Origin of the sequence: Alishewanella sp. d11 (genome assembly GCF_049390205.1) — a bacterium.
In the GTDB taxonomy this organism is placed as follows: domain Bacteria; phylum Pseudomonadota; class Gammaproteobacteria; order Enterobacterales; family Alteromonadaceae; genus Alishewanella.
This window is the reverse complement of the sequence record NZ_CP186547.1, coordinates 243,213-268,302: the sequence shown is the minus strand read 5'-3', so window position 1 is coordinate 268,302 and position 25,090 is coordinate 243,213. Positions and strand designations below refer to the sequence as shown.

At 46.1% G+C, this 25,090-nt stretch carries 18 protein-coding genes; 14 read left to right on the top strand and 4 right to left on the bottom strand.

The features are described 5' to 3' along the window. The first annotated feature begins 3 nt into the window (after positions 1–3). The 9 genes from ACO1PK_RS01295 to ACO1PK_RS01255 all read left to right on the top strand — a co-directional run bounded on the left by ACO1PK_RS01295 (position 4) and on the right by ACO1PK_RS01255 (position 10,579). Positions 4–1,965, top strand: coding sequence for a heme lyase CcmF/NrfE family subunit (locus ACO1PK_RS01295; protein ID WP_423186882.1), 1,962 nt, complete (start codon positions 4–6; stop codon positions 1,963–1,965). Beyond that, entirely contained in the window at positions 1,958–2,536 is a 579-nt protein-coding gene (locus tag ACO1PK_RS01290; RefSeq protein WP_423186881.1) for a redoxin family protein, read from the top strand. The genes ACO1PK_RS01295 and ACO1PK_RS01290 overlap by 8 nt, the downstream gene beginning before the upstream one ends. Continuing rightward, positions 2,533–3,054: a cytochrome c-type biogenesis protein gene (locus ACO1PK_RS01285; RefSeq protein ID WP_423186880.1), complete on the top strand. Its 522-nt coding sequence runs from the start codon at positions 2,533–2,535 to the stop codon at positions 3,052–3,054. Before ACO1PK_RS01290 ends, ACO1PK_RS01285 begins: the two co-directional genes overlap by 4 nt. Then, positions 3,051–4,277: a c-type cytochrome biogenesis protein CcmI gene (gene ccmI, locus ACO1PK_RS01280; RefSeq protein WP_423186879.1), complete on the top strand. Its 1,227-nt coding sequence runs from the start codon at positions 3,051–3,053 to the stop codon at positions 4,275–4,277. The genes ACO1PK_RS01285 and ccmI overlap by 4 nt, the downstream gene beginning before the upstream one ends. A 1-nt stretch (position 4,278) precedes the next feature. Then, positions 4,279–5,067 carry an MlaA family lipoprotein gene (locus tag ACO1PK_RS01275; RefSeq protein WP_423186878.1) on the top strand — a complete coding sequence of 263 codons (789 nt, stop codon included), beginning with the start codon at positions 4,279–4,281 and terminating at the stop codon, positions 5,065–5,067. 139 nt (positions 5,068–5,206) lie between these two features. Further along, complete coding sequence (gene wecB, locus ACO1PK_RS01270) at positions 5,207–6,331, top strand: non-hydrolyzing UDP-N-acetylglucosamine 2-epimerase (RefSeq protein ID WP_423186877.1); 1,125 nt, start codon at positions 5,207–5,209, stop codon at positions 6,329–6,331. 178 nt (positions 6,332–6,509) lie between these two features. Continuing rightward, positions 6,510–7,418, top strand: a complete 909-nt coding sequence (gene cysD, locus ACO1PK_RS01265; RefSeq protein ID WP_423186876.1) for a sulfate adenylyltransferase subunit CysD — start codon at positions 6,510–6,512, stop codon at positions 7,416–7,418. Beyond that, the gene (gene cysN, locus ACO1PK_RS01260; protein ID WP_423186875.1) at positions 7,418–8,824 is read left to right on the top strand and encodes a sulfate adenylyltransferase subunit CysN; all 1,407 of its coding nucleotides are present in this window, start codon (positions 7,418–7,420) and stop codon (positions 8,822–8,824) included. The genes cysD and cysN overlap by 1 nt, the downstream gene beginning before the upstream one ends. 354 nt (positions 8,825–9,178) lie before the next feature. After that, positions 9,179–10,579 carry an alpha-amylase family glycosyl hydrolase gene (locus ACO1PK_RS01255; protein ID WP_423186874.1) on the top strand — a complete coding sequence of 467 codons (1,401 nt, stop codon included), beginning with the start codon at positions 9,179–9,181 and terminating at the stop codon, positions 10,577–10,579. Positions 10,580–10,590: 11 nt separating this feature from the next. On the opposite strand, the gene ACO1PK_RS01250 is transcribed toward ACO1PK_RS01255, so the two are convergent. From ACO1PK_RS01250 to ACO1PK_RS01240, 3 genes are all read right to left on the bottom strand, one after another. Beyond that, positions 10,591–11,817, bottom strand: coding sequence for an Nramp family divalent metal transporter (locus tag ACO1PK_RS01250; RefSeq protein WP_423186873.1), 1,227 nt, complete (start codon positions 11,815–11,817; stop codon positions 10,591–10,593). Between the two features lie 103 nt (positions 11,818–11,920). Further along, positions 11,921–12,250 carry a hypothetical protein gene (locus tag ACO1PK_RS01245; protein ID WP_423186872.1) on the bottom strand — a complete coding sequence of 110 codons (330 nt, stop codon included), beginning with the start codon at positions 12,248–12,250 and terminating at the stop codon, positions 11,921–11,923. A 9-nt stretch (positions 12,251–12,259) separates the two neighbouring features. Then, positions 12,260–13,597: an NAD(P)/FAD-dependent oxidoreductase gene (locus tag ACO1PK_RS01240; protein WP_423186871.1), complete on the bottom strand. Its 1,338-nt coding sequence runs from the start codon at positions 13,595–13,597 to the stop codon at positions 12,260–12,262. 349 nt (positions 13,598–13,946) lie between these two features. On the opposite strand from ACO1PK_RS01240, the gene ACO1PK_RS01235 reads away from it, so the two are divergent. The 5 genes from ACO1PK_RS01235 to ACO1PK_RS01215 all read left to right on the top strand — a co-directional run bounded on the left by ACO1PK_RS01235 (position 13,947) and on the right by ACO1PK_RS01215 (position 24,360). After that, complete coding sequence (locus ACO1PK_RS01235) at positions 13,947–14,945, top strand: cytochrome-c peroxidase (RefSeq protein WP_423186870.1); 999 nt, start codon at positions 13,947–13,949, stop codon at positions 14,943–14,945. 142 nt (positions 14,946–15,087) lie between these two features. Next, the gene (locus ACO1PK_RS01230) at positions 15,088–17,346 is read left to right on the top strand and encodes a TonB-dependent receptor (protein WP_423186869.1); all 2,259 of its coding nucleotides are present in this window, start codon (positions 15,088–15,090) and stop codon (positions 17,344–17,346) included. 279 nt (positions 17,347–17,625) lie between these two features. Next, positions 17,626–19,581, top strand: a complete 1,956-nt coding sequence (locus tag ACO1PK_RS01225; RefSeq protein ID WP_423186868.1) for an SLC13 family permease — start codon at positions 17,626–17,628, stop codon at positions 19,579–19,581. Next, a complete protein-coding gene (locus tag ACO1PK_RS01220) occupies positions 19,578–21,935 on the top strand; it encodes an SLC13 family permease (RefSeq protein ID WP_423186867.1) in 2,358 nt (785 codons plus the stop codon). The genes ACO1PK_RS01225 and ACO1PK_RS01220 overlap by 4 nt, the downstream gene beginning before the upstream one ends. A gap of 160 nt (positions 21,936–22,095) precedes the next feature. Then, positions 22,096–24,360, top strand: coding sequence for a PAS domain-containing sensor histidine kinase (locus tag ACO1PK_RS01215; RefSeq protein ID WP_423186866.1), 2,265 nt, complete (start codon positions 22,096–22,098; stop codon positions 24,358–24,360). Between the two features lie 58 nt (positions 24,361–24,418). On the opposite strand, the gene ACO1PK_RS01210 is transcribed toward ACO1PK_RS01215, so the two are convergent. Continuing rightward, positions 24,419–25,072 (bottom strand): rhodanese-like domain-containing protein, encoded by a 654-nt coding sequence (locus ACO1PK_RS01210; RefSeq protein WP_423186865.1) that lies wholly within the window; start codon positions 25,070–25,072, stop codon positions 24,419–24,421. Positions 25,073–25,090: the final 18 nt, after the last annotated feature.

Here is a 25,090-nt window from a genome sequence, read left to right as displayed (position 1 = left end):
GCCATGATCCCTGAATTGGGTCAGCTGGCGCTGACATTTGCTCTTGCCTTCTCTATTGCCCTAGGTGTAGTTCCACTGGTCGGAAGTTTTAGAGCGAACGAGCGTGCGTTATTGGTTGCAAAACCTTTAGCGATTGGTATGTTCGTTTTTACCTTACTGGCTTTTTGTGCCCTAAGCTGGGCCTTTTATCATGATGATTTTACCGTTTTAAATGTCGCGACCAATTCCAGTTCACTGCTGCCTTGGTACTTCAAATTAACTGCGGTGTGGGGCTCACACGAAGGTTCAATGTTGATGTGGGTGATGATTCTGGCTGCTTGGACCGCAGCTGTTGGGCAATACTCAAAAGGTTTACCCCTATTGATGCAGGGGCGTATTTTGGGGATCATGGGGCTGATTAATGTGGGCTTTATTGCCTTTTCATTATTTATGTCTAATCCCTTTGAACGCACTTTACCGTTTTTTGCAGTGGAAGGCGGAGATCTCAACCCGCTATTGCAAGACTATGGCATGATTATTCATCCGCCTTTGCTTTACATGGGCTATGTTGGATTTGCGGTGTCTTTTGCGTTTGCTATCGCCGCACTGATTGGCGGTAAATTTGACAGTACTTGGGCACGTTGGGCTAGACCTTGGACCTTAGCCGCTTGGATGTTTTTGACGCTGGGTATCATGCTGGGGAGTTGGTGGGCTTATAAAGAGCTGGGCTGGGGCGGTTGGTGGTTCTGGGATCCGGTTGAAAACGCGTCCTTTATGCCATGGTTAGTCGGCACGGCACTGATTCACAGCTTAGCGGTCACCGAGAAACGCGGGACCTTTAAATCTTGGACGGTGTTATTAGCCTTAGGGGCGTTTTCCTTAAGTCTATTGGGAGCATTTTTAGTACGCTCTGGCGTATTGGTCTCGGTGCATTCGTTTGCTGCTGATCCTGAGCGCGGTGTTTTCCTTCTGATTTTCTTATTGATTGTGATTGGCGGCTCGTTACTGCTCTATGCTAGCCGGATGCATTCTGTGCGTAGCCAAGCGCGTTATGAAATCTTTTCACGTGAAGTGATGCTCTGGGGTAATAATGTTTTCTTATTAACCGCTACGCTGGTGGTGTTATTAGGAACCTTATTTCCATTAGTGCATAAAGAATTAGGTTTGGGCTCGATTTCTATCGGTGAACCTTTCTTTAACCAGATGTTCTACTACTTAAATATTCCGTTCGCCTTATTACTGGGCCTAGGCCCTTGGGTGCGGTGGAAGCAGCAAAAAGCAGCGCCTTTGTTAAAACCCATGGCCATGATTGCCGTCTTTAGTTTAATTCTAGCCTTAGGCACCATGGCAGCTACGCAAACCGTTGCCGCTAATCTAGCCTTGTTAGGCTTATTATTAGGTGCTTGGGTGGGTGTTTCTGCGCTTATGGAAGTTTACCAACGCCTGCAACAGTTTGGCTCTATCTCACAAGGTATAGGTAAACTGCAAGCATCGCACTATGGCATGACCATCGCGCATATTGGCTTTGCAGTGATGATTGTCGGTATTGCCATGACCTTGACTTACAGTGAAGAGCGCGACGTTCGGATGGAGATTGGTGATCGTGTGGTACTTGCCGGTTATGAATTCGAGTTGCAGGATGTGTATAAACTTAACGGCCCGAATTACGGCGGTGAAGCTGCTGAGATTGATGTTCGACGTATCGATGGTACTTACGTTACTCATTTACATGCTGAAAAACGCGAATACATTATTCAGACCATGATTATGACTGAGGCAGCGATTCATGCCCGTTTAAGTCGCGATCTTTATGTTTCGCTGGGTGAAGCCTTACCTGGTAACGCTTGGGCTATTCGGGTTTATGTGAAACCGTTTGTGCGCTGGATTTGGCTTGGCGGTTTGCTGATGTCTATCGGTGCCTTGATTGCTTTATTAGATAAGCGCTATCGGCGTCAGCGTTTGACCGGAGAAGTTGCTAATGCGTAAAGCTCTATTTTATGTACCTTTGGTGCTGTTTTTAGGCTTATCGCTGTTCCTACTCAGTGGCCTGTTTTCCGATCCGCGTGAACGGGATACGGTGATGGTAGGTAAGCCGTTACCTGCATTTAGTTTGCCTGATTTAATGCATCCAGAGCAGCTCTGGACACCAGAAAATTTAAAAGGTGAAGCCTTTTTATTGAATGTGTGGGGTATTTGGTGTCCGACCTGTAATGCCGAACTAGGTTATATGAGTCAGCTGCGAAATGAGCAAGGTGTGCGCATCATTGGTTTGTATTATGTGCTGCCAGAAGATCCAATGTTTGGGGAGGTATTCGACTTGGCTAAATTACAGGTCGATGTACAAAGCCGCTTACAAGCCTTTGGTGATCCCTATCAGTTTAATATTTTAGATCGGCAACGCCGTTTATCGATGGATTTAGGTGTCAGCGGGGCACCCGAGCATTTTATCGTTGATGCCACTGGTATAGTGCGTGCTCATCATATTGGCGATATCAATCCTCAGGTTTGGCGGAGTAAGTTAGCCCCTATTTATCAACAATGGGCAGGTCAACCATGAAATTTTCACGAGTTGTGCTGTTAGGCTTAGTGCTGTTTACTTTGGGTAGTACTGTCAGTGCCGATAGCAGTAAAGAGCTATTGCAGTTTGAATCTGAACAGCAAAGACAAATTTATGCTGAATTAACCGCTGAATTGCGTTGTCCACAATGTCAAAATCAGAATATTGCAGATTCTAATGCTGTGGTTGCGGTAGATATGCGGGAAAAAACGCATGAGTTAGTCTTGCAAGGCTTTAGTCGTCAGCAAGTGCTGGATTATATGATCGACCGCTATGGTAACTTTGTGCATTACAAACCACCGGTCAATTCGATGACAATATGGCTTTGGGTACTTCCGGTTTTAATGTTGGTCGCGCTATTTTTATTTCAGTTACGCAGACGTAAAAGTCTCGAAGAGGCGGAGATTGAACTGACTAGTGACACCTCGGATACCGCTAAAGCCGCCGCTCAGCAAAAAGCCTTATTAAGTAGTGAGCTTGATCACATTATCGAACGTTATCGGAGTAAAAAGTTATGATCTGGCAAATTGTTGCCGGCGCAGCAGTGATGCTCGTACTGAGTGCGTTGTTTATATTTTGGCCTCGTAAAGCTAGTGCAGAAAATCATCAAACACCAGCACAATTATTTGAAGAGCGTATACAGTTATTGGTGTTGGCCCGTGATGCCGGTGAATTAGCTGAACACGATTTCAGCAGTGCTGCTGCTGAATTAAAAGGGCAATTTCTAGAGCAAGAGCAAAAAGCTGTTCAATATCAACAACCAAAGCATAAAGTGTTATTTCACTTGGGGTTAGTTGTTTTCGTTGCCTTGATTGTAGCGATCACCTATAGCCAAAACGGCCACTATAAAGAGCTATCAGATTGGGAACTCGCTCAGCAAAATCTAGCGAGTTATGGACAACGTGCCCTACTGGGAGAAGGCGAACCGATGAATGAGCGTGATATGCAGCTCTTTTCGTTGGCCTTGCGTACCAAACTGCACCAAGAAGGCGATGATGCGGTGGCTTGGATGTTACTTGGCCGTGTGTGGATGACGTTAGGGATGTTAGAGGAATCTGTTGAATCGTTTGAACGCGCCTTGAAATTAATGCCGGAAAGAACTCCCTTGCTAATCAGTTATAGCCAAGCATTGATTATGCTGGGCGGTGATTATAACTTGGCTAAGGCTGGGCAAAGTGTGGCTAAGGTATTAATGCAAGAACCGGAAAATATTGACGGTGTTTCTTTAATGGCGTTAATAGCACAAGAAAGAGGCGATACGCTGGAAGCTATTTCAGCTTGGCAACTATTAGCCAGTCGTTTAGCCGCAGATGATCCACGGTTAGTTGTAGTTAACGAACGCTTAGCGGCGTTGATGGCGCCTTCAGCTCCAGAGGTGGTTGACCAAGAATCATTGGTTGTTCAGCGTAACATTTTGATTAACCTGAACATTGCCCCGCAATTAGCCGCAGACTTACCTGATGCGACGTTGTTTGTCTTTGCTCGGGCAGTTGGTGGTTCTCCTTTACCGCTTGCCGCAAAACGCTTACCTATGCAAGCAGGTATGTTGACCATCCAGCTGAGTACCGCTGATGCTATGCAGCCTGGTTGGGATCTTACGCAAAGCGATCTTATTGAAGTGGTTGCACGGATTGCAGTTTCAGGTACAGTTGAACGAACTGCACAAGATATCGAAGTTGTGTCTGAGCAACTTCGCTTTGTAGAAGAATCTTTAACCATTGAATTAACTTTGGAACCTTAAGATGTCAACCTTACTTGGACGTACTTTTTTGTTGGTGCTGCTGCTGAGTCTAACTGCTTGCGCCAGTTCTAATGTGGCACAACAGCAAGCATTGTCTTCACCTGCAACTCCAACTCCGGTTTATAACGACCCGCGTGATCCTTTTGAGCGCGTGAATCGCTCCCTTTGGGATTTTAACTACGATATTCTTGATGCTTACATTTTGCGGCCTGTCACTGTTGGGTATATGACAGTTGTGCCTAAACCGGCTCGCAAAGGGCTAATAAATGTTGTGGATAACTTAGGCGAGCCCGCCAGTTTTCTAAATAGCTTACTGCAGGCTAAACCAGAGAAAGCTGCGGTTAGTGCTGGGCGGTTTTTGGTAAATAGCACTGTGGGTGTGTTAGGCATTTTCGATGTGGCTACTGATTTAGGCTTAGAAAATGCGGATGAAAACTTTAACCAAACCTTGGCGGTGTGGGGAGTAGGTGATGGTGCCTATTTAATGGTACCTGCGCGTGGCCCGACAACCATTAGAGGTACAGTTGGCGGTATAGTCGATAACTTATACTTTCCATTAGGTTTATTAAATACGCCTTTGACTTTGACACGGGCCGCTATTATTGCGCTAGATGGTCGTGAGCAAGTGATGCAAGTCGAAAATATGTTAAATAACTCGCTTGATCCTTACTCTTTTATCAAAGAAAGCTATTATCAACGTCAACTCTTTAAAATATTTGACGGTAATCCCCCCGCGCCAGAAGAAACCTTAGATGATGACGTACTAGACTTCCTCGACGAAGTCGAATAAAAATATCCACACGTCTCCGGTACTGGCCCAACCAGTTTATACACAGGTCTCCGGTACCGGTCATACCAGTTTGAAAAACCGTTTTCTTAATTTTTTCGGGTGATCCTAGTTTGGCTGTCTAAAAAGCCTAAGGAAAAATATGATTAAAGTACTCAGTGTGTTTGGTACCCGACCTGAAGCCATTAAAATGGCGCCTCTTGTGAATCAATTAAAGCAAGATCCTGCCTTTGACAGTCGTGTCTGTGTTACAGGCCAACATCGTGAAATGTTGGATCAAGTGTTAAAGCTGTTTGAGATCACCCCAGAATACGATTTAGCCATTATGAAGCCTGGTCAGGATCTCTATGATGTCACTACAAGTATTTTATTAAATATCAAAGCCGTGCTGCGTGATTTTCAGCCTGACGTGGTATTGGTGCATGGTGATACGAGTACGACTTTTGCTGCCGCCTTGGCCTGTTATTATGAAAAAATCCCAGTGGGTCATGTTGAAGCAGGTTTGCGTACCGGAAATATTTTAAGCCCTTGGCCAGAGGAAGCGAATCGAAAGTTAACAGGGGCGATAACACGTTTTCACTTTGCACCTACCGCGACCTCTGCTGAGAATCTGCGGCGTGAAAATACCCACCCTGAGCATATTGTGATTACGGGTAATACCGTGATTGATGCCTTGCTGCAGGTTGTCGCTAAGATCGAGCAGGATGCCACGCTTAGCCAAGCATTTGCCGCACAGTTTCCCTTTGTCCAAGCCGAGCGAAAAATGGTGTTAGTCACCGGGCATCGCCGCGAAAGTTTTGGCGGTGGCTTTGAACAAATTTGTGCGGCGTTAGCGGATATTGCGCAAGCTTACCCTGATTGCGACATTGTCTATCCAGTGCATCTTAATCCCAATGTGAAAGAGCCCGTTTATCGGCTGCTTAGCCATGTCAGCAATGTACATCTTATTGCTCCCCAAGATTACTTACCCTTTGTTTATCTGATGAGCCGAAGTTATTTAGTCTTGACGGATTCTGGTGGCATTCAGGAAGAAGCACCTTCTCTAGGAAAACCCGTTCTGGTGATGCGTGATACGACAGAACGACCAGAAGCGGTAGCCGCAGGTACGGTTAAGTTAGTGGGTACTGACCGCAAGAAAATCGTCGAGGAAGTGAGTCGCTTATTTGAGGATAAAGCCTACTACGACAGTATGAGCTTTGCACACAATCCCTATGGCGATGGCCATGCCTGTCAACGTATCCTTACCGCTTTAAAACAAGCACTGTAGTCACTCTTTTATCCACAGGTCTCCGGTACCGGCCGGAGCTCTGAGGTCTGGCCGGTACCGGAGACCTGTGGCTAAGTTATGGCCATCTGGATGGAAATATCTTATTCCAAAACGACATTATCCTTTTAAAATGGTTCTGCTAAGCTGCCGACATTATTTTTAAGATGTTGGAGTGACTATGGCCTCACCTTTGCAAAGCCATTTAAAAGCCCTGGAAAATGAGTCAATTCAAATATTTCGTGAAGTAGTCGCGGAATTTGAAAATCCGGTGATGCTGTATTCTGTTGGAAAAGATTCCTCGGTGTTGCTGCATTTAGCGCGTAAAGCGTTTTACCCAGGCAAAATCCCTTTCCCCTTGTTGCATGTCGATACGACGTGGAAATTCAAAGAAATGATCGCGTTTCGTGATCGGATGGCCAAAGAGCTTGATTTGCAATTATTGGTGCATATCAATCAAGACGGTGTCGCGTTAAATGTTGGGCCTTTTAGTCATGGTAGTGCGAAACACACGGACATTATGAAAACGCAAAGTTTAAAGCAGGCGTTGGATAAATATAAGTTCGATGCGGCCTTTGGTGGGGCGCGGCGTGATGAAGAAAAATCGCGCGCCAAAGAGCGTGTTTATTCATTTCGTGATAGAAACCATCGCTGGGATCCGAAAAATCAGCGGCCAGAGCTGTGGAATATTTACAACGGTCGCGTTGATAAAGGCGAAAGTATCCGTGTGTTTCCGTTGTCGAATTGGACGGAACTGGATATTTGGCAATATATCTATTTAGAAAATATTGCCATACCTGACTTATATTTTGCCAAACCACGTCCGGTGGTAGAGCGTGATGGCACCTTGCTCATGGTTGATGATGAACGTATGCCTTTAAAAGCGGGCGAGCAACCTGAGTTGAAACAGGTGCGTTTTAGAACCTTAGGCTGTTATCCGTTAACGGGTGCGGTTGAGTCAAGTGCCGCGACTTTACCCGAAATTATCCAAGAAATGTTGTTAACCAAAACATCTGAGCGCCAAGGTCGAGTGATTGATCATGACAGCAGTGGCTCGATGGAAAAGAAAAAAATGGAGGGGTACTTCTAATGAGTCATGCATCACCCTTAATTGAACAAGATATCTTGGCTTATCTTAAACAACACGAGAATAAACAGCTGCTGCGTTTTATCACCTGCGGTAGCGTTGATGATGGTAAAAGTACTTTAATCGGTCGGCTGCTACATGACAGTAAGATGATTTTTGAAGATCAATTGGCGGCAATTACCGAAGACAGTAAAAAAGTCGGCACCCAGGGTAATAAAGTCGATTTGGCTTTACTCGTAGATGGTTTACAGTCTGAGCGCGAGCAGGGCATTACCATCGATGTGGCTTACCGTTATTTCTCCACCGATAAGCGGAAATTTATCATTGCTGATACGCCGGGGCATGAACAATACACCCGTAACATGGCGACGGGTGCTTCAACCTGTGATTTAGCCATTATTTTGATTGATGCGCGCCGTGGTGTGCAAACCCAAACCCGCCGCCACAGTTTTATTTGCTCTTTGCTGGGTATTAAACATGTGATAGTGGCCATCAACAAAATGGATTTAGTGGATTATTCGCAAGCCCGTTATAAAGAGATACAAGAAGAATACCTACAGCTTGCCGGTGCCTTAGATATTCCGGATATCCGCTTTGTGCCAATCTCTGCTTTAGAAGGCGATAATGTGGTGAACCCGAGTGAGAAGTTAAGTTGGTTTCGCGGTTCAACCTTGATGCAATACCTGGAAAATATTGATATCAGTACTGTAGCGAATGAAGATTTTCGTTTCCCAGTGCAGCTGGTTAGTCGTCCCAATTCAGACTTCCGTGGTTTTCAGGGAACTGTGGTTTCTGGCAGTGTCGCGGTAGGGGATGCCGTTAAAGTATTACCTTCCGGCAGCGTCTCAACGGTTAAAGAAATCGTTACCTTTGATGGGCCGCTAGCACAAGCTTTTGCTCAGCAAGCTGTCACTATCACGCTGAATGATGAAGTTGATGTGAGTCGTGGCAATATGCTGGTGAAAAAGGATGCGCTGCCACATGTGTCATCGCGTTTACGCGCCAAGCTGATTTGGTTGCATGATAGCCCAATGAGAGTGGAACGGCAGTATTACGTTAAATTTAACTGTAAAACGACGGTCGGCGAAATTGAAAAATTACATCATCGGATCGACGTTAATACCCTAGCTGAAAAAGAGGCTGAGCTGTTAGCGATGAATGAAATTGGTCTGGTTGATGTTAGCCTCACCGAAGCCATCGCCTTTGACAGCTATAGTAAAAATAAACAAACCGGTGGCTTTGTTATTATCGATCGCTTAAGCAATCTTACCGTAGGAGCGGGCATGATCGAGTCAGCTCTATTAGCCAAAGCACCAGAGCAGGAGCATAAGCTTGGTAACTTATCGGCTTTTGAACAAGAGCTGATCTTATTATTACGAAAGCACTTTCCAACACTTTCTGAGCGTTAATATTCCGAAAATGTGCACACTTGCTCGTTTGCAAGCGCGGTACATGCTTTTTGCCACATCATAGCTGCTTGCAGCTATGATGTATTCTTAAGCCCAAGGTTTGACGAAGCGCGTTTTTAGACATTCATGCAGCAACTCAATCACTCGCAGTTGTATTTCTCAAGCTAACAGAGTGATGCTGACCAATTTTCCTGAATACATTCACCGTATAGCTTAATCAATAAAGCTCCACGAACTTTCAAAGTATTACCATAGTAAAAATCAGCTGTTATGGCTTTGCATTCGTATTCAGCTTGCTTACCTTAATCATTTAAGTCAGTTTAAAAAAGCAACAACATAATTAAAGGACAAGGTATGAACAAGATACTTATCGGTGTAGTGATTTTCGTTATTTTTTTATCGGGATGTCAACCCATAACCACTAGCAATAACGCAACGGCGCTATTAGCGCCTGCAAAGGTAACAGATGTGCAACCCTACGTAACTTTAACCCACCCAGCTTGGACCAAAGATGCTGTGATCTATCAGCTAAATACTCGGCAATTTTCAAAAGAGGGGACTTTTAACGCTGCCAAACTTGAGTTACCAAGATTAAAAGCATTAGGTGTTGATATTATTTGGTTAATGCCGATCCATCCTATAGGTGAAGTGAATCGAAAAGGCAGCTTAGGTAGTCCCTATGCCGTAAAAGATTACTTAGCTGTTAACCCAGAGTTTGGTACTAAAGAAGATTTTAAAGCTTTTGTCGATGAAGCGCATAGACTTGGCCTTTACGTAATTTTGGATTGGGTTGCTAACCACACAGCTTGGGATAATGTATTGGTTGCTCAACATCCAGATTGGTACCTACGTGATTGGAAAGGTGATTTTAGACCAACACCATGGTGGGATTGGAGCGATATTATTGAGTTAGATTACAGCCAACCAGCAATGCGCCAGTATATGGCGGCTGCTATGCGTTACTGGGTAGAAGAATTCGGTGTCGATGGTTACAGGGCTGATGTAGCAGGTTTTGTACCCTTAGATTTTTGGGTTGCGGTCCGTCGTGAATTAGAACAGGTTAAACCTGTCTTTATGCTGGCTGAGTTTGAAGGGCGCGATTTTCATGCCGAGGCTTTTGATGCAACTTATGGCTGGACCTGGGGCAGTGCAATGCATGACATAGCACTAGGCAAGAAAGATACCCATCAACTTTATGTTTATTACTCTTGGAATGAACGCTACTACCCGCAACAAGTTATGCGTTTGCTTGGGGTGAGTAATCACGATGCTAATAGCTGGGAAGGCACCGAATTTGAACGCTTTGGCGCAATGTTGCCCGCTGCAATGGTATTATCCTTTGTTAGCGAGGGTATTCCTATGATCTACAATGGGCAAGAAGCAGGATATGACAAAAGGTTAGAGTTTTTTGAGCGGGATCCGATAGTGTGGCAGCCACATGAAAATGGAGAGTTGTATAAGCAATTAATTCAACTCAAAAAAAGCTACAGCCCACTTTGGAACTCAACTTGGGGTGCCAGAATGATCCCAGTGCACAATAGCGCTGAACGCAAAGTTCTGAGTTTTGTTCGACAAAATCAAGAGCAAGCGGTATTTGCAGTGTTTAACTTTACTGCCGAACCGCAAGAAGTCAGTTTTGATCTGCATTTGCATCATGGAAATTTTACCGAATTCTTTACGCAGCAAGCGATCACCTTTAGCGCAGATACCAAACTGGTTTTACCCGCTTGGGGTTATCAGATTTTTGTGCGCTAAGGTTTTGTGGCTTAACTAAAAGCCAGATACAGCGTTCTGCCGCTTAATAACAAGGTGGCGATAAAAACGGCAAAACCCAGCAGGTTTTGCCGTTTAGTATTACGATATACCCCTAATACGCTGGAATTGACTGCCCATAATAAACACAGCGTAATGATGGGTAATAACAGGCCGTTAGTCACTTGCGCAAACCAAATAATATTTAGCGGCCGCAACCCCAAACTCGCTACCAGCATGCCAGTCACTATAATCAACAACCAAGTTAAACGAAAGCCATTCGCAGAAAGCTTTAATAAACCTTGTAACGCATAAGCTGCAGCCAGTGGTGCCGTGATCGCAGAAGATAGACCTGCAGCAAGTAAGCCGGTAGCCATTAAGTATTTTGCCCACACACCAAACACCGGTTCTAGTGATAGCGCCAAATCGCCCGCATTTGTCATCACTAAACCCTTACCAAAGAACGCTGTGGCCGCTGTAGATAGCACCGCCAGAGTAATAATTCCACCAAGCGGAATGGCGGTTCGCAGATCAGCGTGAGATTCTGCCAGTGCTTGCTGCAGATCCGGCGAGTATTGCCATTTTTTCGCAGAGCTGGCGGCATGTAAAAACAGCGAGTAAGGTACGACGGTAGTACCAATTAAAGCAATAACGGTTAAGGTGGCACCAGTAGGCATTTGCGGAATAAAGCCTATTAACATAGCGCTTAGATCAGGTTTAGTCAGCAATAAGGTGCTGATAAAGGCTAAACTCATCACCAGTACGAGTAAGATCAGACAACGTTCAATCCATCGGTACTGGCCTTGCCATAACACCGCTATGGCTAAGCTGCCTAACAGCAGTGCCCAGGGGTTTAGATTAAGGTAGTTTTTTAGCGCCAGTATGCTATCCGTTTGGCCCCACAGCGCATCAGCACCTAAGCTGGCACCGGTTAAGTTCCCTCCCTGATACGCACTGTTCCCGATCACTACCGCACAAACTACCAGACTAAACAAGGCAAAACGTGCCAGTGGGTGCTGCACTTGCTGCCTTAAGTTTTCACCTAAACCTTGCCCAGTCACAATGCCAAGGCGTGACGCCATTTCCTGTAAAATCATAGTAGCGACCACAGAAAATAACAGCGCCCAAAGCAGATCATAACCAAAGTTGGCGCCTGCCATAGAGGCGGTCACCACAGTACCAGGGCCAATAAAGGCCGCCGTGACTAAAGTAGCTGGGCCAAGTTGAAAAGCAAAACGCATAGGTTAATTCCTAGAAGAAATTAACCTATGCTGCTTAGCAAAGCGGCTATTGTCAATAAGCGTGGCTTTGATAACGTTTGCTGCAATAACGTTTTTACAATTATTACGAAACCGACTGATGTGATGTCGTCAACCAAGGGCGCAGTAACAACCAGCTGTATATTGCTGCGCCAATTCCAACCGCAAGTAAGCTTAGCTGATCAACCCAAGTTAACACATAACTTAGCGAGGAATGAGTAAAACTTGGCGCAAGCAGCATGGCAATTACACCAAGTACCAGACTTGCCAGCAATAACGATTTACTGGCGGCTTTGCGCCAGTTTTGCCGACCGATAATTAGGCTGGCACTCAGTAGTACAACTAATAGAATAAGCAGCCACAGATTAGGCTTAATGGCATACCAAAGAACGGTAAGGGTGCTAGAGAAATCCATAATAATTCCTTAAACCTGGCCTTTTAACACGGCATAGTAAGCGGGTTGTAACATTTTTTCTTTCATTACCCACACGGCCCATGACTCTTCGGTTGGATCAATAAAACCAAAAGAAGGCAGCAGTTTATTGCCATAGCCAAACTCGGCGAGCACGGCTTTGCCAATCGCAGTGATTAAGGGGCAAGAGGTATAGCCGTTATACTGTGCAGTCAATTCAGCTCCACTTAGATAAGACAGAATATTTTGCTCAACCACCGGTGCTTGCATTTTTACCGAGGCTGCGGTTTTGCCAAGCGGGGTGCCTACCACATCGCCAATTCCAAAAATATTGGCGTAACGGCGATGCTGCATGGTGTATTGATCAACTTCTAACCAATCATTAGCAAAGGGGCCTTCTGTCCATACTAACCCCGATTGCCTGATTGCATCAGGTGCTGACATAGGTGGGACAACATGGATAAAATCATAGTCTTCACGTCTCACTGTACCGCTAAGATCAGTAAAATAGGCCTGTCTCTTAGCGGCATCAATACCGGTTAACTTGTGCTGAAACTTAACCGCAACATCTTGTTCAGCAAAGCGTTTTAACACAAATTCGTTATAAACGGGCACGGTAAACAAGCGGTTTTCAAAAGGTGTGGTAAAGCTGATATCAAAATGCTGGCGCCGCCCCGTATTTTCTAAGCGGGACAACGACGTGAAGGTCATCTTAATTGGCGCGCCCGCACATTTTAAAAAAGTATGGGTAAGGGTAAAGATGCCCTTGCCTTCACCTTTAGCCGCAAAAGCATCTATGGCCTGACTGGTTTTTAAGGCGCCATCCTGACCGGCATACACACAGCCGACACCATTTTGACCAATCAGTTGCTCATCCATGCCTTCAATTAGGTGAAAATTCAACTGACAGCCGGTGGCGATCACTAAAATATCGTAAGCTAACTTACTGCCATCGGCCAGCAGCACCTGCTGGGCGTCTGGCGCGATGCCGCTGATATCTTGTTCAACCCAATCGACGCCTTTGGGTAACCATTCTTTGGTGGTGGTGACCACCGAGTCAGCTCGCCACAAGCCAGACGCAATCATGGTATAGCCCGGCTGGTACAAGTGTTGCTGTCTGGCACCCACTAAGGTGATTTTATTGCCAGCTAACTGCTGGCGTAGTCGATTAGCCATCGCCGTACCTGCAGCACCCACGCCCACAATCACGATATTCGCAGTGGTTGCCAGCGGTTTCGCCATAAGGTTAACACCAGGTGCCGCCAAAGCACCACCAAGCAGAGAATATTTAAGCAGTTTGCGTCTAAGCGGATTAATCGTATCCGCTACGTGTTCGAATGTCTTGTTCATCTGTCACCTTGTTTACTTGTGTTATCCCGGCAGTCGGCATTCACGTTGCAAGTAAGCGGTTAGGCGCTATCAGAACGTTACAATGCATAGCTGTGTTAAGCAGGGACTATTAAAATAAAGTCCATTTGTGCTGCATTCCCAATTGTCATTTTTATGCCATATTGGAATAAGTTATATCTATCAATTCTAAATGTATTAGATATCGCTAATTAGTCAAGCTGAAATTTGATCTGTCACAAAGAATAATTGAATAGTATTTGAAATCCGTTTTTTGCATTAGGTAAAGCTGATTTACTGAGGCTATAGTGAGTTTAATCACTGTTTTTAGTTGCTAGAAAGGATAGAAAAAATGCATAAGGCTCTTACCCTGCTTATCGCGATTGGTTCAGTAAGCTTTAGTTATATGCTTGATGCTGCACCGCGCAACGAACCCGTAAAACCAATAGAGCCGGCCGTTGTCAAGGAACCTGCTAAGGTAGATTTGGGCAAAAAACTGTTTTTTGAACCGCGATTGTCGATGTCTGGCATTATTTCCTGTAACACTTGCCACAATCTGTCTTTAGGGGGCACCGACAATCTAAAAACCTCTATCGGCCACAAGTGGCAGGCTGGACCGGTCAATTCGCCTACGGTGTTTAATTCCAGTTTATCTATTGCTCAGTTTTGGGATGGTCGTGCGGCTAACTTAAAAGAGCAGGCGGCTGGTCCTATCCAAGCCGAGGTTGAAATGGCTATGCCGCATACTTTGGCGGTAGATGTGCTGAGTTCTATTCCAGGTTATCTGGAATTAATGCAGCAGGTTTATGGTACACCTGAAGTTAATTTAGATCGTATTACCGATGCGATTGCCGCCTTTGAAGAAACCTTGGTCACGCCAAACTCTCGTTTCGATCAATGGTTAATGGGTGATGATAAAGCGATTACCGCCAAAGAATTAGCGGGTTATCAGCTATTTAAAAATAGTGGTTGTGTAGCTTGCCATAATGGTGAAGCGTTAGGCGGCACCTCATTTCAAAAAATGGGCTTAGTGGCACCTTACGAAACGACTTCGCCAGCAGAAGGTCGCTCAGCGGTGACGGGCAAAGATAAAGACCGTTTTTCGTTTAAGGTACCTACCTTACGTAATGTTGAGTTAACCTATCCCTATTTCCATGATGGCGAAGCGGCAACCTTGGAAGAGGCTACAGATATTATGGGTCGTCTACAATTGGGTCGGCAATATAGTCCTGAGGAAATTGACATGTTAGTGGCCTTTATGAAAACGTTAACGGGTGAATTACCCCGATTAGAGCTACCCATACTACCGGCTGCAGGCAACGATACGCCAAGACCCGATCCACAACGCTAATCAGCCAAGTCTGGTGCCTGCAAGCCAATGCGACAATTTGTCGCATTGGCTTATATTCAAGGCCTTTTAAAATAAGCACATTTAATAATTAGGGTGAGTTGTGTAAGCAGCCATTCACCTAACATAAAAATGGAGCTTAGCAATGTCAGCACATTCATCTTATCCCGCTTTGGCTTATAAACCGCGTTATTTGGCACTCGCTATCAGTCTGGCGCTGCTGCCAGCTATAGCGCAGGCAGAAGAGACTATTGAACGCATTCAGGTTGAAGGTCAGCAGCATAGTGCTTTACAGCTGCAGCAGCTGGATGCCGAGCAGCTAAGCAAACTTATTGCTGCCACCAGTGATACTGCCAGCCTACTGTCGCAACTCGCTGGGGTAAGTATTAATCAAACCGGTGCCGTATCGAGTTTACCAATGATCCGGGGTCTGTCTGATGATCGGCTAAGAGTCAAAGTTGATGGCATGGATTTGATCTCTGCCTGTCCTAATCATATGAATCCGCCGTTATCCTATATGGCGCCTAGTGAGGTGGGGCAAATTACCGTATTCGCGGGTATCACTCCGGTCAGTGTTGGCGGAGATAGTATTGGTGGTAGTATTATTACCGAGTCAAAAGCGCCAGAATTTAACAGTGAACAAAGCCTAAGCGGCGAGTGGGGTGGCTATTACCGTAGTAATAATCAGGCAATAGGAACGCATTTTAACCTTAGTCACAGTAGCGAGCAGCTGTTTGTGAGTTACAACGGCAACTGGAGCCAAGGTGATAACTATAAAGCGGCTGAAAACTTTAAAACGATTGCCGCAACGGGGCGGCCTGATCATGCTCTAGCTCTGGATGAAGTGGCTTCGAGTGCCTTTAAAACACAGAACCATAATCTGCGCTTAGCGCTACAACTGGCGGACGACCTGTTTGATGTGCAGCTAAGTTATCAGGATATGCCCAAGCAATTGTTTCCCAATCAACGGATGGATTTACTCGATAACCAGCAATTTCGTATCAATGCGAACTGGCAACAACAACGCAGCTGGGGGCATTGGCAAAGCCGTTTCTACCATGAAAATATTGAACATAAAATGGATTTTGGCCCAGATCGGCAGTTTTGGTATGGCAGTAATGCCATGGGGGGACGTCCTTGTGAGCCGATCCGCTTTGCTGGTGATCCGGCAGGCACCTGTGCTGCCGGAATGCCGATGTACTCCGATGCCACTAATACCGGCTTAAGCCTCAGTGCTGAAGTGCAAACAAACCAAGCAGACATTATGCGTATTGGCGCCGAGTATCAGCAGTTTCGGTTAGACGATTACTGGACCGCTTCGGGGGGTGGCATGGGCCCAGGTACCTTTTTAAATATCAATGATGGTAAACGCGATCGCTTGGCAGTATTTGCTGAGCATGAACACCACCTTAGCGAGAAGTGGTTATTGCTGTATGGTGCTAGAGTCGAGCAAGTAAAACGTAATGCCGATGAGGTAACAGGCTATTCCACGGCAGCCAATGCGCCGGGCATGCAAGTGATGGATGCAGCACGGTTTAATCAAGGTCAGCGCAGTAATACCGATACCAACCTCGATTTAACCTTGTTAAGCCGTTACCAACTGACGGCACAAACGACACTGGAGCTAGGCGTGGCGCAAAAAATGCGCTCGGCCAATTTATATGAAGCCTATCCTTGGTCTTATTGGGCGATGGCCGCCAGCATGAATAATTTGGTGGGCGATGGTAATGGCTATGTCGGTAATGTGGCATTAAACCCAGAAAAAGCCCATACCTTCTCTGCAAGCATCAATTGGCAAAGCGCTAATCAACAGCAGCAGATACGTTTTACCCCTTATGTGACTAGGGTCAAAGACTATATTGATGCGGTCGCCGCTAACGCTAATTGGCAGCCTAATCAATACAATATTTTGCAATATCAAAACCAACACGCCCGCTTAATGGGGGCGGATCTTAGCTGGAAAACCCAACTGGCAGAGCATAAAACCGGGGTGTGGCAACTGGATGGTACCTTAAGCTATATCGATGCGAAAAATACCGATACAGACAGCGGGCTCTATAATGTGGTGCCTTGGCAGGGACGGATTAGCCTAACTCACCGTTTGGCGGGGTGGGATAATAGCCTAGAGTGGCAGTTGGTCAGTAGCAAAAATCGTGTTTCGGCCATTCGGAATGAGCAAACTACCGGCGGCTATGGTTTGCTCAATTTACGGCTTAGTCATAGCTGGCAGCAGCTACGGTTGGATCTTGGGGTAGAGAATATACTGGATAAATTCTATTACTTACCGCAGGGAGGCACCTATGTTGGGCAGGGGATGACCATGTCGATTAATGGTATTCCTTTTGGTATTGGTGTGCCGGGCATGGGGCGCACGGTGTATGCCGGTTTCAATTTGAGCTTTTAACCCGAGCTTTTACTCCTCTGCTATTTACTCGCTTTATTTATCTCTCTTAAATAATACACAGCACTAAGGTGTTGTGTATTATCCTAATTTGTGAACTACTCGGCACTAAAGTACCGAGATTGCGTCGTTCATTTGCTCAAATTGGTGTTAAGCTGTTTTCAGAAGGCCCGCGATGCAGGAATGCATCTTAACATCAGGTGTGAATATATTGAGTAGTACCTAGTGATCTAGGGGCTACTCGCTAACGCGACTGACATCCGCTATTGAGAGCAAACAATAATGACGCTGGAACAAAAGCTTATCCTCGGCATTCTGGGGCTTACCGTGGCCATGTTTCTATGGGGACGCTGGCGCCACGATATGATTGCCTTAACCGCTTTATTAGCCTGTGTGCTAACCGGTTTGCTCGATCCGGCCATTGCCTTTAATGGCTTTGGCCACCCCGCAGTGATCACGGTAGCCTGTGTTTTGGTATTAAGTGCTGGGTTACAAAGCTCAGGTGCGCTTGATGTGTTGGCCAGACATGCCATGCCAAAAAAAGCCGGACCTATGCTTAGTATGGGCGTATTGATTGGCATTGGTGCATTACTATCTGGTTTTATGAATAATGTTGGCGCTATGGCCTTGCTAATGCCGGTAGCGTTGCAAGTGGCGAATCGACTTACTGTTCCGCCCGGCAGAGTGTTAATGCCGTTGGCCTTTGGCACAATTTTGGGCGGTATGACAACCATGATCGGTACGCCACCCAATCTGATTGTCTCGGGTTTTCGTGCTCAGCAAGACGTTTATGGCTTTGGTATGTTTGATTTTACGCCTGTGGGACTGGCAGTGGCCGTTGTTGGTTGCGTCTTTGTGGTCATTGCCTGGCGCTTGGTACCCGCACGCAAACAAGCCGGTAATGAAGGCTTTGAAACGGGGGCCTACCTTACCGAAGCGCGCGTAACCGAGAAGAGCATCATCGCCGATAAACGCTTGTATGATATTGAAAATGAGTTTGATGATATCGGTGCACAAATTGTGGGGCTGATCCGCAATAATGTAAAAATTAATGCTCCCAGTGGCGGCCGGGTTATTCGAGCCGGTGATATTTTAGTGCTAGAGGCAGAGGTTGATGCCTTGGGTGCAGTGTTAGCTACTTTGGGCTTAGAGCTGGAAGAATCGGTTACCGTAACTAAAGCTGGCAAAGTTGCTATGCCGGATGAGTTAAATATAAAGACAAGCTCACGCCATTATAACGACGAAGCCGCTGCTCAGAGGGGGGCGAGCATTCAGGCTACGGCTTATCCTGATCCATTTAATGGCCCTGATCTAGAAACTAAAACCATAGAAACTAAAGTAATCGAAAAGGAAACCAGTGAGGTAAAAGCCACGGCGAACGAGGATGTGGTGTTAATGGAGCTAGTAGTAAGGCCTGAGTCGAGTTTACAGGGGCGCTCTGCCACCAACATTATGTTACGCACCCGCTATAGTTTAAATTTACTGGCGGTCTCCCGCTCAGGTAGCCGCTCTAAATCTAGGTTACGTAATTTTAAAATGCAGGCTGGTGATTTGCTGCTATTACAGGGTACCAGCGAGGGAATGTTAGAATTTGCCAGCGATTACGGCTGTGTGCCTTTGGCTAAAAGAGAATTAAAAATACCTGATAAAAAGCGGGCGCTGTTTGCCGCTAGCATTATGTTATTTGCTGTTGCAGGCGCGGCCTTTGGTTTATTACCGGCAGCCATTTCTTTTGCCATAGGCGTATTGGCCTCCATGGCGCTGAAAACGGTGCCGCCGCGCAATGTATATCAGGTGATTGATTGGCCGATTATCGTCTTACTGGCGGCACTTATTCCGGTTGCCGGCGCCATGGAAACCACTGGTACGGCCGAGCTTATTGCCACAGTTCTGATGGACAAGGTGGCGCAGGGTAATGCGATAGTGGCGTTAGTGATGATACTTATTATTACCATGTTTTTGTCTGATCTGATGAATAATGCCGCTACTGCGGCGGTAATGTGCCCGATTGCTATCGGTACCGCGCTGGCGCTGGGCGTGAATGCCGATTCCTTTTTAATGGCAGTGGCCATTGGTGCTTCTTGTGCTTTTTTAACGCCAATTGGCCATCAAAATAACACATTAATTCTGGGGCCTGGCGGCTTTAAATTTAGCGATTATTGGCGTTTGGGCTTACCTTTGGAGATCTTAGTGATTATTGTCGCTGTACCACTGCTATTAGTGTTTTGGCCCTTATGACGTTAGATATTGCGCTGGTATTAGGCTTATTGCTAATAGCCTTAGTATTATTCACTACGCAATGGCTCAGAATGGATCTGGTAGCCATGCTGATGCTCTGTGCTTTGGCGCTGCTGGGGCTGGTATCGCCAACCGAAGCGGTCAGTGGCTTTAGCAATCCAGCCGTTATCACGGTCTGGGCCATGTTTATTTTAAGTGAAGGTCTAACTCGCGCTGGTATTGCCGATAGCATCGGCAAAAGAGTGATGAAATTATCAGGCGCGCATGAAGCACAAATGATTATCGTCATTATGCTGGTCGCCGGTTTGTTATCTGCAGTGATGAGTAATATTGGCGTGGTGGCTTTGCTGTTACCGGTTACCGTAGAAGCGGCCAGACGCTGTGGTATAGCACCGGCCAAGGTACTGATGCCGATGGCTTTTGGCGCTATGCTTGGTGGTTTACTGACACTAATTGGTACCCCGCCTAATTTGCTGGTGAGCATGGCATTGGAAAAAAATGGTCAGGCCGGTTTTCACTTTTTCGACTTTGCGCTAATGGGGTTGCCCGTACTGTTAGCCGGTACTCTCTTTATGGCCTTTATTGGTCGACATTTGTTACCAGCGACCGATCCCGAGCGCGCAGGTTTAGCGGCTAGTGCCAGCCTAAGCGAACAATATGGCTTACAAGAGCGTATCTTTGCACTACGTTTACCAGCATCCTCACTATTAGCCGGCCGTACCCTGGCAGAGTCTGGTTTAATTAATACGGTAGGATTGATGATTATTGCACTCAATCGTGGTAAAGAAACCTTAACTTTGCCTTCACAGCAGACGGTACTGCAAGCTGGCGATATTTTATTAGCCCAAGGCAAATTTAGTCGGTTTGAGCGCTTACGCAGTTGGAATTCGTTAAATATTGTGCGGGAGGCACCCTTACTGCACGAGAAACTGTTAGCAGCCAGTGTGCAGGCTGAGTTGGAGCTAGCTGCCGCTAGCCCCTTAGTGGGAGATGGCATTATTCATCATCAATTCCGCGAGCAGTATCAACTTAATGTGCTGGCGGTTAAGCATGCTGGGCAAACACACACAAGCAAGCTGACCAGCATCGTATTAGCACCCGGCGATAAAATTCTGGTGCAAGGCAGCCAAACTGCTTTGACTGCGCTGATCGAGCAGGCGGTATTTCAGGCAGTGCAGCCATTAAGTAGTGACGAGGTTAAGAAACACTATCAGTTGGATGAGCGGTTATTTGTACTAGGCTTACCGGCCGATAGCCCCTTGGTAGAGAGCAGTTTTGCCGAAAACCGTTTAGGGGATGCTTTTGATTTCAGATTGCTTGGGCTATTTCGTCAGGGCGAGGTGATACAAGAATTTCATTCAGACGATACCCTGCAAGCAGGTGATTTACTGCTGATCCAAGGCCGAGAAGATGATTTGGATATCTTGCGTGGGTTTAAGCAGCTGGAGCGACTAGACGATATGTCGCCTTACTTGGATCTGTTACATAAAGGCAAATTGGCGCTGGTCGAGGCCACCTTACACCCGCGTAGTAAATACCTAGGGCAAAGTGTTAGCGCCTTACAGTTAGACAAACGCTATAAAGTCGAGGTGGCAGCGATCTGGCGTGAGGGACGCGCTTATCGTTCGGCCATTAGCAGTATGTTGCTGCAAGCAGGCGATGCTTTATTAATTGTTGGGCCAAAACCACAATTAGCCAGGCTTAACAGCAGTGAGCATTTAATTGTGATGAATCCGGTACAGGTGAAACCGGTTAATGCCAAAAAAGCCCCGTTGGCGGCTGGTTTAATGCTGTTAATGGTGCTTTTAACGCTAACCTCGGTACTGCCGGTGTTTCTGGCCGCTATTTTAGCCGCTACGCTGATGGTTGCCAGCCGCTGTTTAACCATGGAGCAAGCTTATGCCGCCATTGATTGGCGATCTATTTTCCTGATTGCCGGTATGTTGCCGTTAGGGTTGGCTATGCAGTATTCAGGCACCGCCGATTGGCTGGCACAAGGCGTCTTAGCGGGGTTAGGCCAATATGGGCCTTTGGCTGTTTTGGCTGCATTGTATTGGTTAACGGCACTTGGCACCTTAGTGATCCCCATCATTGCCTTGGTTTTAATCATGATCCCGATCGCGTTAACACTAAGTACCGCCCTTGGGATTAATCCCCAAGCGGTACTTATGGTGGTGGCGGTAGCCGCTACTAGCCTTGCCAGCCCGGTATCGCATGCGGCCAATACCTTAGTTATGGGGCCAGGTGGATATCGTTTTGTCGATTACTTAAAAGTAGGTGGGCCCCTTACGCTGGTACTTTTTATGCTAACTATGTTGATAGTACCACTGGTTTGGCCTTTGCATAATAGTTAATCAGCCTTGGTTAAAAGGAGCTTGGTGCTTTGCTTGCAGCAGATAAAATTTGCCAGAAGGGTGAAATTTTCAGTAATTTAGATTAAGGATTGGATTTATTAAATAAATAGAACAATACTTTAACGATATGATTAACTCGAACTTTTCATAGGACAGTTAGGTGCTAAACCAACATTTGGTGATCATTGCTGCCTTATTTCAAGGGCTCACCGGCTTCCTCATTTACAAACAATACCGCAAAGCAGAAGAGTGGGGTCTGCTCTGGATTGCGCTCGCCTTAGTCTGTGGTTGTTTGGTTAATGTCGCTAATTTTCTGGCTGGCCATGACATGCTCCAGCGCATGGACAAGCCCTTACCTTTTTGGTTATTCGAATTTGTATTTGGCTTTACCAGTTTGGCTTCGTTACTGGTGGGTATTCTCCTGTATGTCGGCGAACAGCTTAATAAGCCGTTGCGTTGGATCTTAGCTATTGCACTGTTTCTCGCGGCTAGCACTGCCGTGATGTTTGCCCAAGGTGTGCTGTTATTTGGTGATCTTATTGCTGCAGCGGTTTTTTTTGCTGCTGCAGTTGTCGCTTGGCATGGTCACCGAAAATCGCCCAAATTGGGTTTTGATTTACTGGCCTTTACCTTATGTATTTACCCCACTATTGTGCTGTTAGCGCTGTTTATATCCGCAGACACCTTATTTGCCAGACCCATCGCCGCCATAACCTATGCCGCTATTGGGGTGGTTATGTTGGCGATCATTTTATCTCGTCGTAATCGTAGCCTGATTGTCGCGTTAAAAGAAATCTCAAAAAATCAGCAGCAGCTGGAGATGATCAGTACTAATTTACCAGATAGTATGATTTATCAATTGTTATTAACCACGGATGCTAAGCGTTCCTTTACCTATATCAGCCCTACTGTGCAAAGCATCCATCAATTAGCCCCTGCAGCAGTTTTACACGATGCGAATTTATTGTTTGAACAAGTACATCCAAATGATAAAACCGTGCTGCAGGCTGCTGAAGAAACCGCTATAAAAACAGGCAAAAGTTTCCGGCAAGAATATCGTGCCATCTTACCCTGTGGCACAGTAAAATGGCTGTTGCTGACTTCTTCACCGCGGATAACCGAAGAAGGTAATTTCTATTTTGATGGCATAGAAACCGATATCAGTGCACAAAAACAGACGATGCTCCAGCGTGAGCGGCTCGCCAACTTTGTCCGCAATAGTGAAGATGTGATGTTTGTGGTACAAAAAGGCAAATTTGTTGATTGGAATCGTGCAGCCTTAACCATGTTTCAAACTAATGCCGAGGCGTTTCGGGCGCTTTCGCCATTGGATATTTCGCCAAAGTACCAAGCAAATGGTCAGTTATCAGCTGATCTAGCCGAGCTTTATCGTCATGAGGCATTAACACAAACGGTAAGTCGTTTTGAATGGCAGTTTAAAAAAGCCGACAATACGCTTTTTGATGCCGAAGTTACCCTTACCCGGTTAGCAGAAGCAGATAAAATCGCGTTAATTGGTATTGTGCGAGACATTAGCGAACGCAAAGCGAAAGAACAGCAAATTAATGCGTTAAACACCTCGTTAGAGCAACGTGTTGCAGAGCGCACCCAAACCCTTTCAGAAACCCTTACACAATTAAAAAATGCCCAGCAAGAGCTTATTCAGCGCGAGAAAATGGCCTCTTTAGGTTCCTTAGTGGCAGGTGTGGCACATGAGCTTAACACCCCTATTGGTAATGCTTTGACGCTTTCATCCAGTTTAAGTAACCGGGTCACCCATTTTCGGCAGAGTTTTTTTGAAAACACCGCCATTACCCGCAAGTCGTTACAGCAGTTTTTAAATGATGCGCAAGAAATTAGCGAAATTATTACGAGCAGTTTATGCAAAACGGCCGAGTTAATTGGCGGCTTTAAAAGGCTGGCGGTTGATCAAACCAGTTATCAGCGCCGAATATTTAAACTGACCGATTTAGCGCAAGAGGTGTCACTCACCTTACAACCTACATTAAAGCGCGCTGGGGTTAGGTTGTGTATTAATGAACAAACCGCAGCTGAGCTGGATAGTTTTCCTGGGCCGCTAAGTCAAATTATCATTAATCTAATTAATAACAGTCTGGCGCACGCTTTTGAACAGGTGCAGGATAAAACCATAGAATTGCGTTCCACGCAGCTAAATGCATCACAAATTGAGATCCGCGTTATTGATAATGGCTGTGGCATTGCGCCTGACTTACATGGCAAGATTTTTGATCCCTTTTTTACCACTAAACTAGGTAAAGGCGGCTCGGGTCTGGGCCTGCATATTTGTTACAATCTGATCACCAGTATTTTAGGGGGCAGCATTATGCTGGATACCGAAACGACACAAGGCTGCGCCTTTATTCTGGTGTTGCCCCTACATGCCCCACACAATGCAGCTGACTAGCTGCAAGCAACTTGCAACTGCACTATTGTGAAGTGGTGGCTAAGCAGTTTGATCGCCGCTATTTAGTGGTAAGTTTGTCTGAGTGACCACGCCAAGCAACGTCTGCTGGCACGTTATAACTCCAAGGTAAGCCAGAATTACGCCAGCCATCGACCTTGCGCACGCCTTTCGACGGGCCTGTTTTTTCGGTGCCCCCTTCAAAGCCATCCGTCACTGACCAAGCTTTGCTGTAGCCATAGCGCGCTAAACGATCTACCGCTGGCGCACTGCGGGTGGCACCGCTGCGACACATAATAATAATATTGGCGTCTTTTGCCACACCCAGAGCATTTAGCCGAGCCAGCAATTCTTGATCAAAGTTGGGGTTTAGGGGCATTGGCCAAGTTTGTGCGCTGTCGCTCCAGCCGGTTATATCGGTAAGTTGATAAGGCACATGGATATGGGTTCCTGCGGCAAAGCCGGTAAATTTAATTTCTACCGGATCGCGCACATCCACCAAAATGGCTTGTGGATCATTTTGCAGTAACTGATAGGCTTCTTTGGCCGTTAAATAAAGCCCTAGCTGACTTTTCGTTAAATCAGCAGCCGCTGCTTGGGGCGCAGCGCTCACGGCAGTGGTTGGTGTGGCTGCAGCCAGTGCTCCAGTGGCCAAGCTGGCCAGGCCAAGTAAGCTGGCACTGACAAGATAGGGGACTAACGTTTTAGCTGTCATCGTATGCTCCTTAAAAAT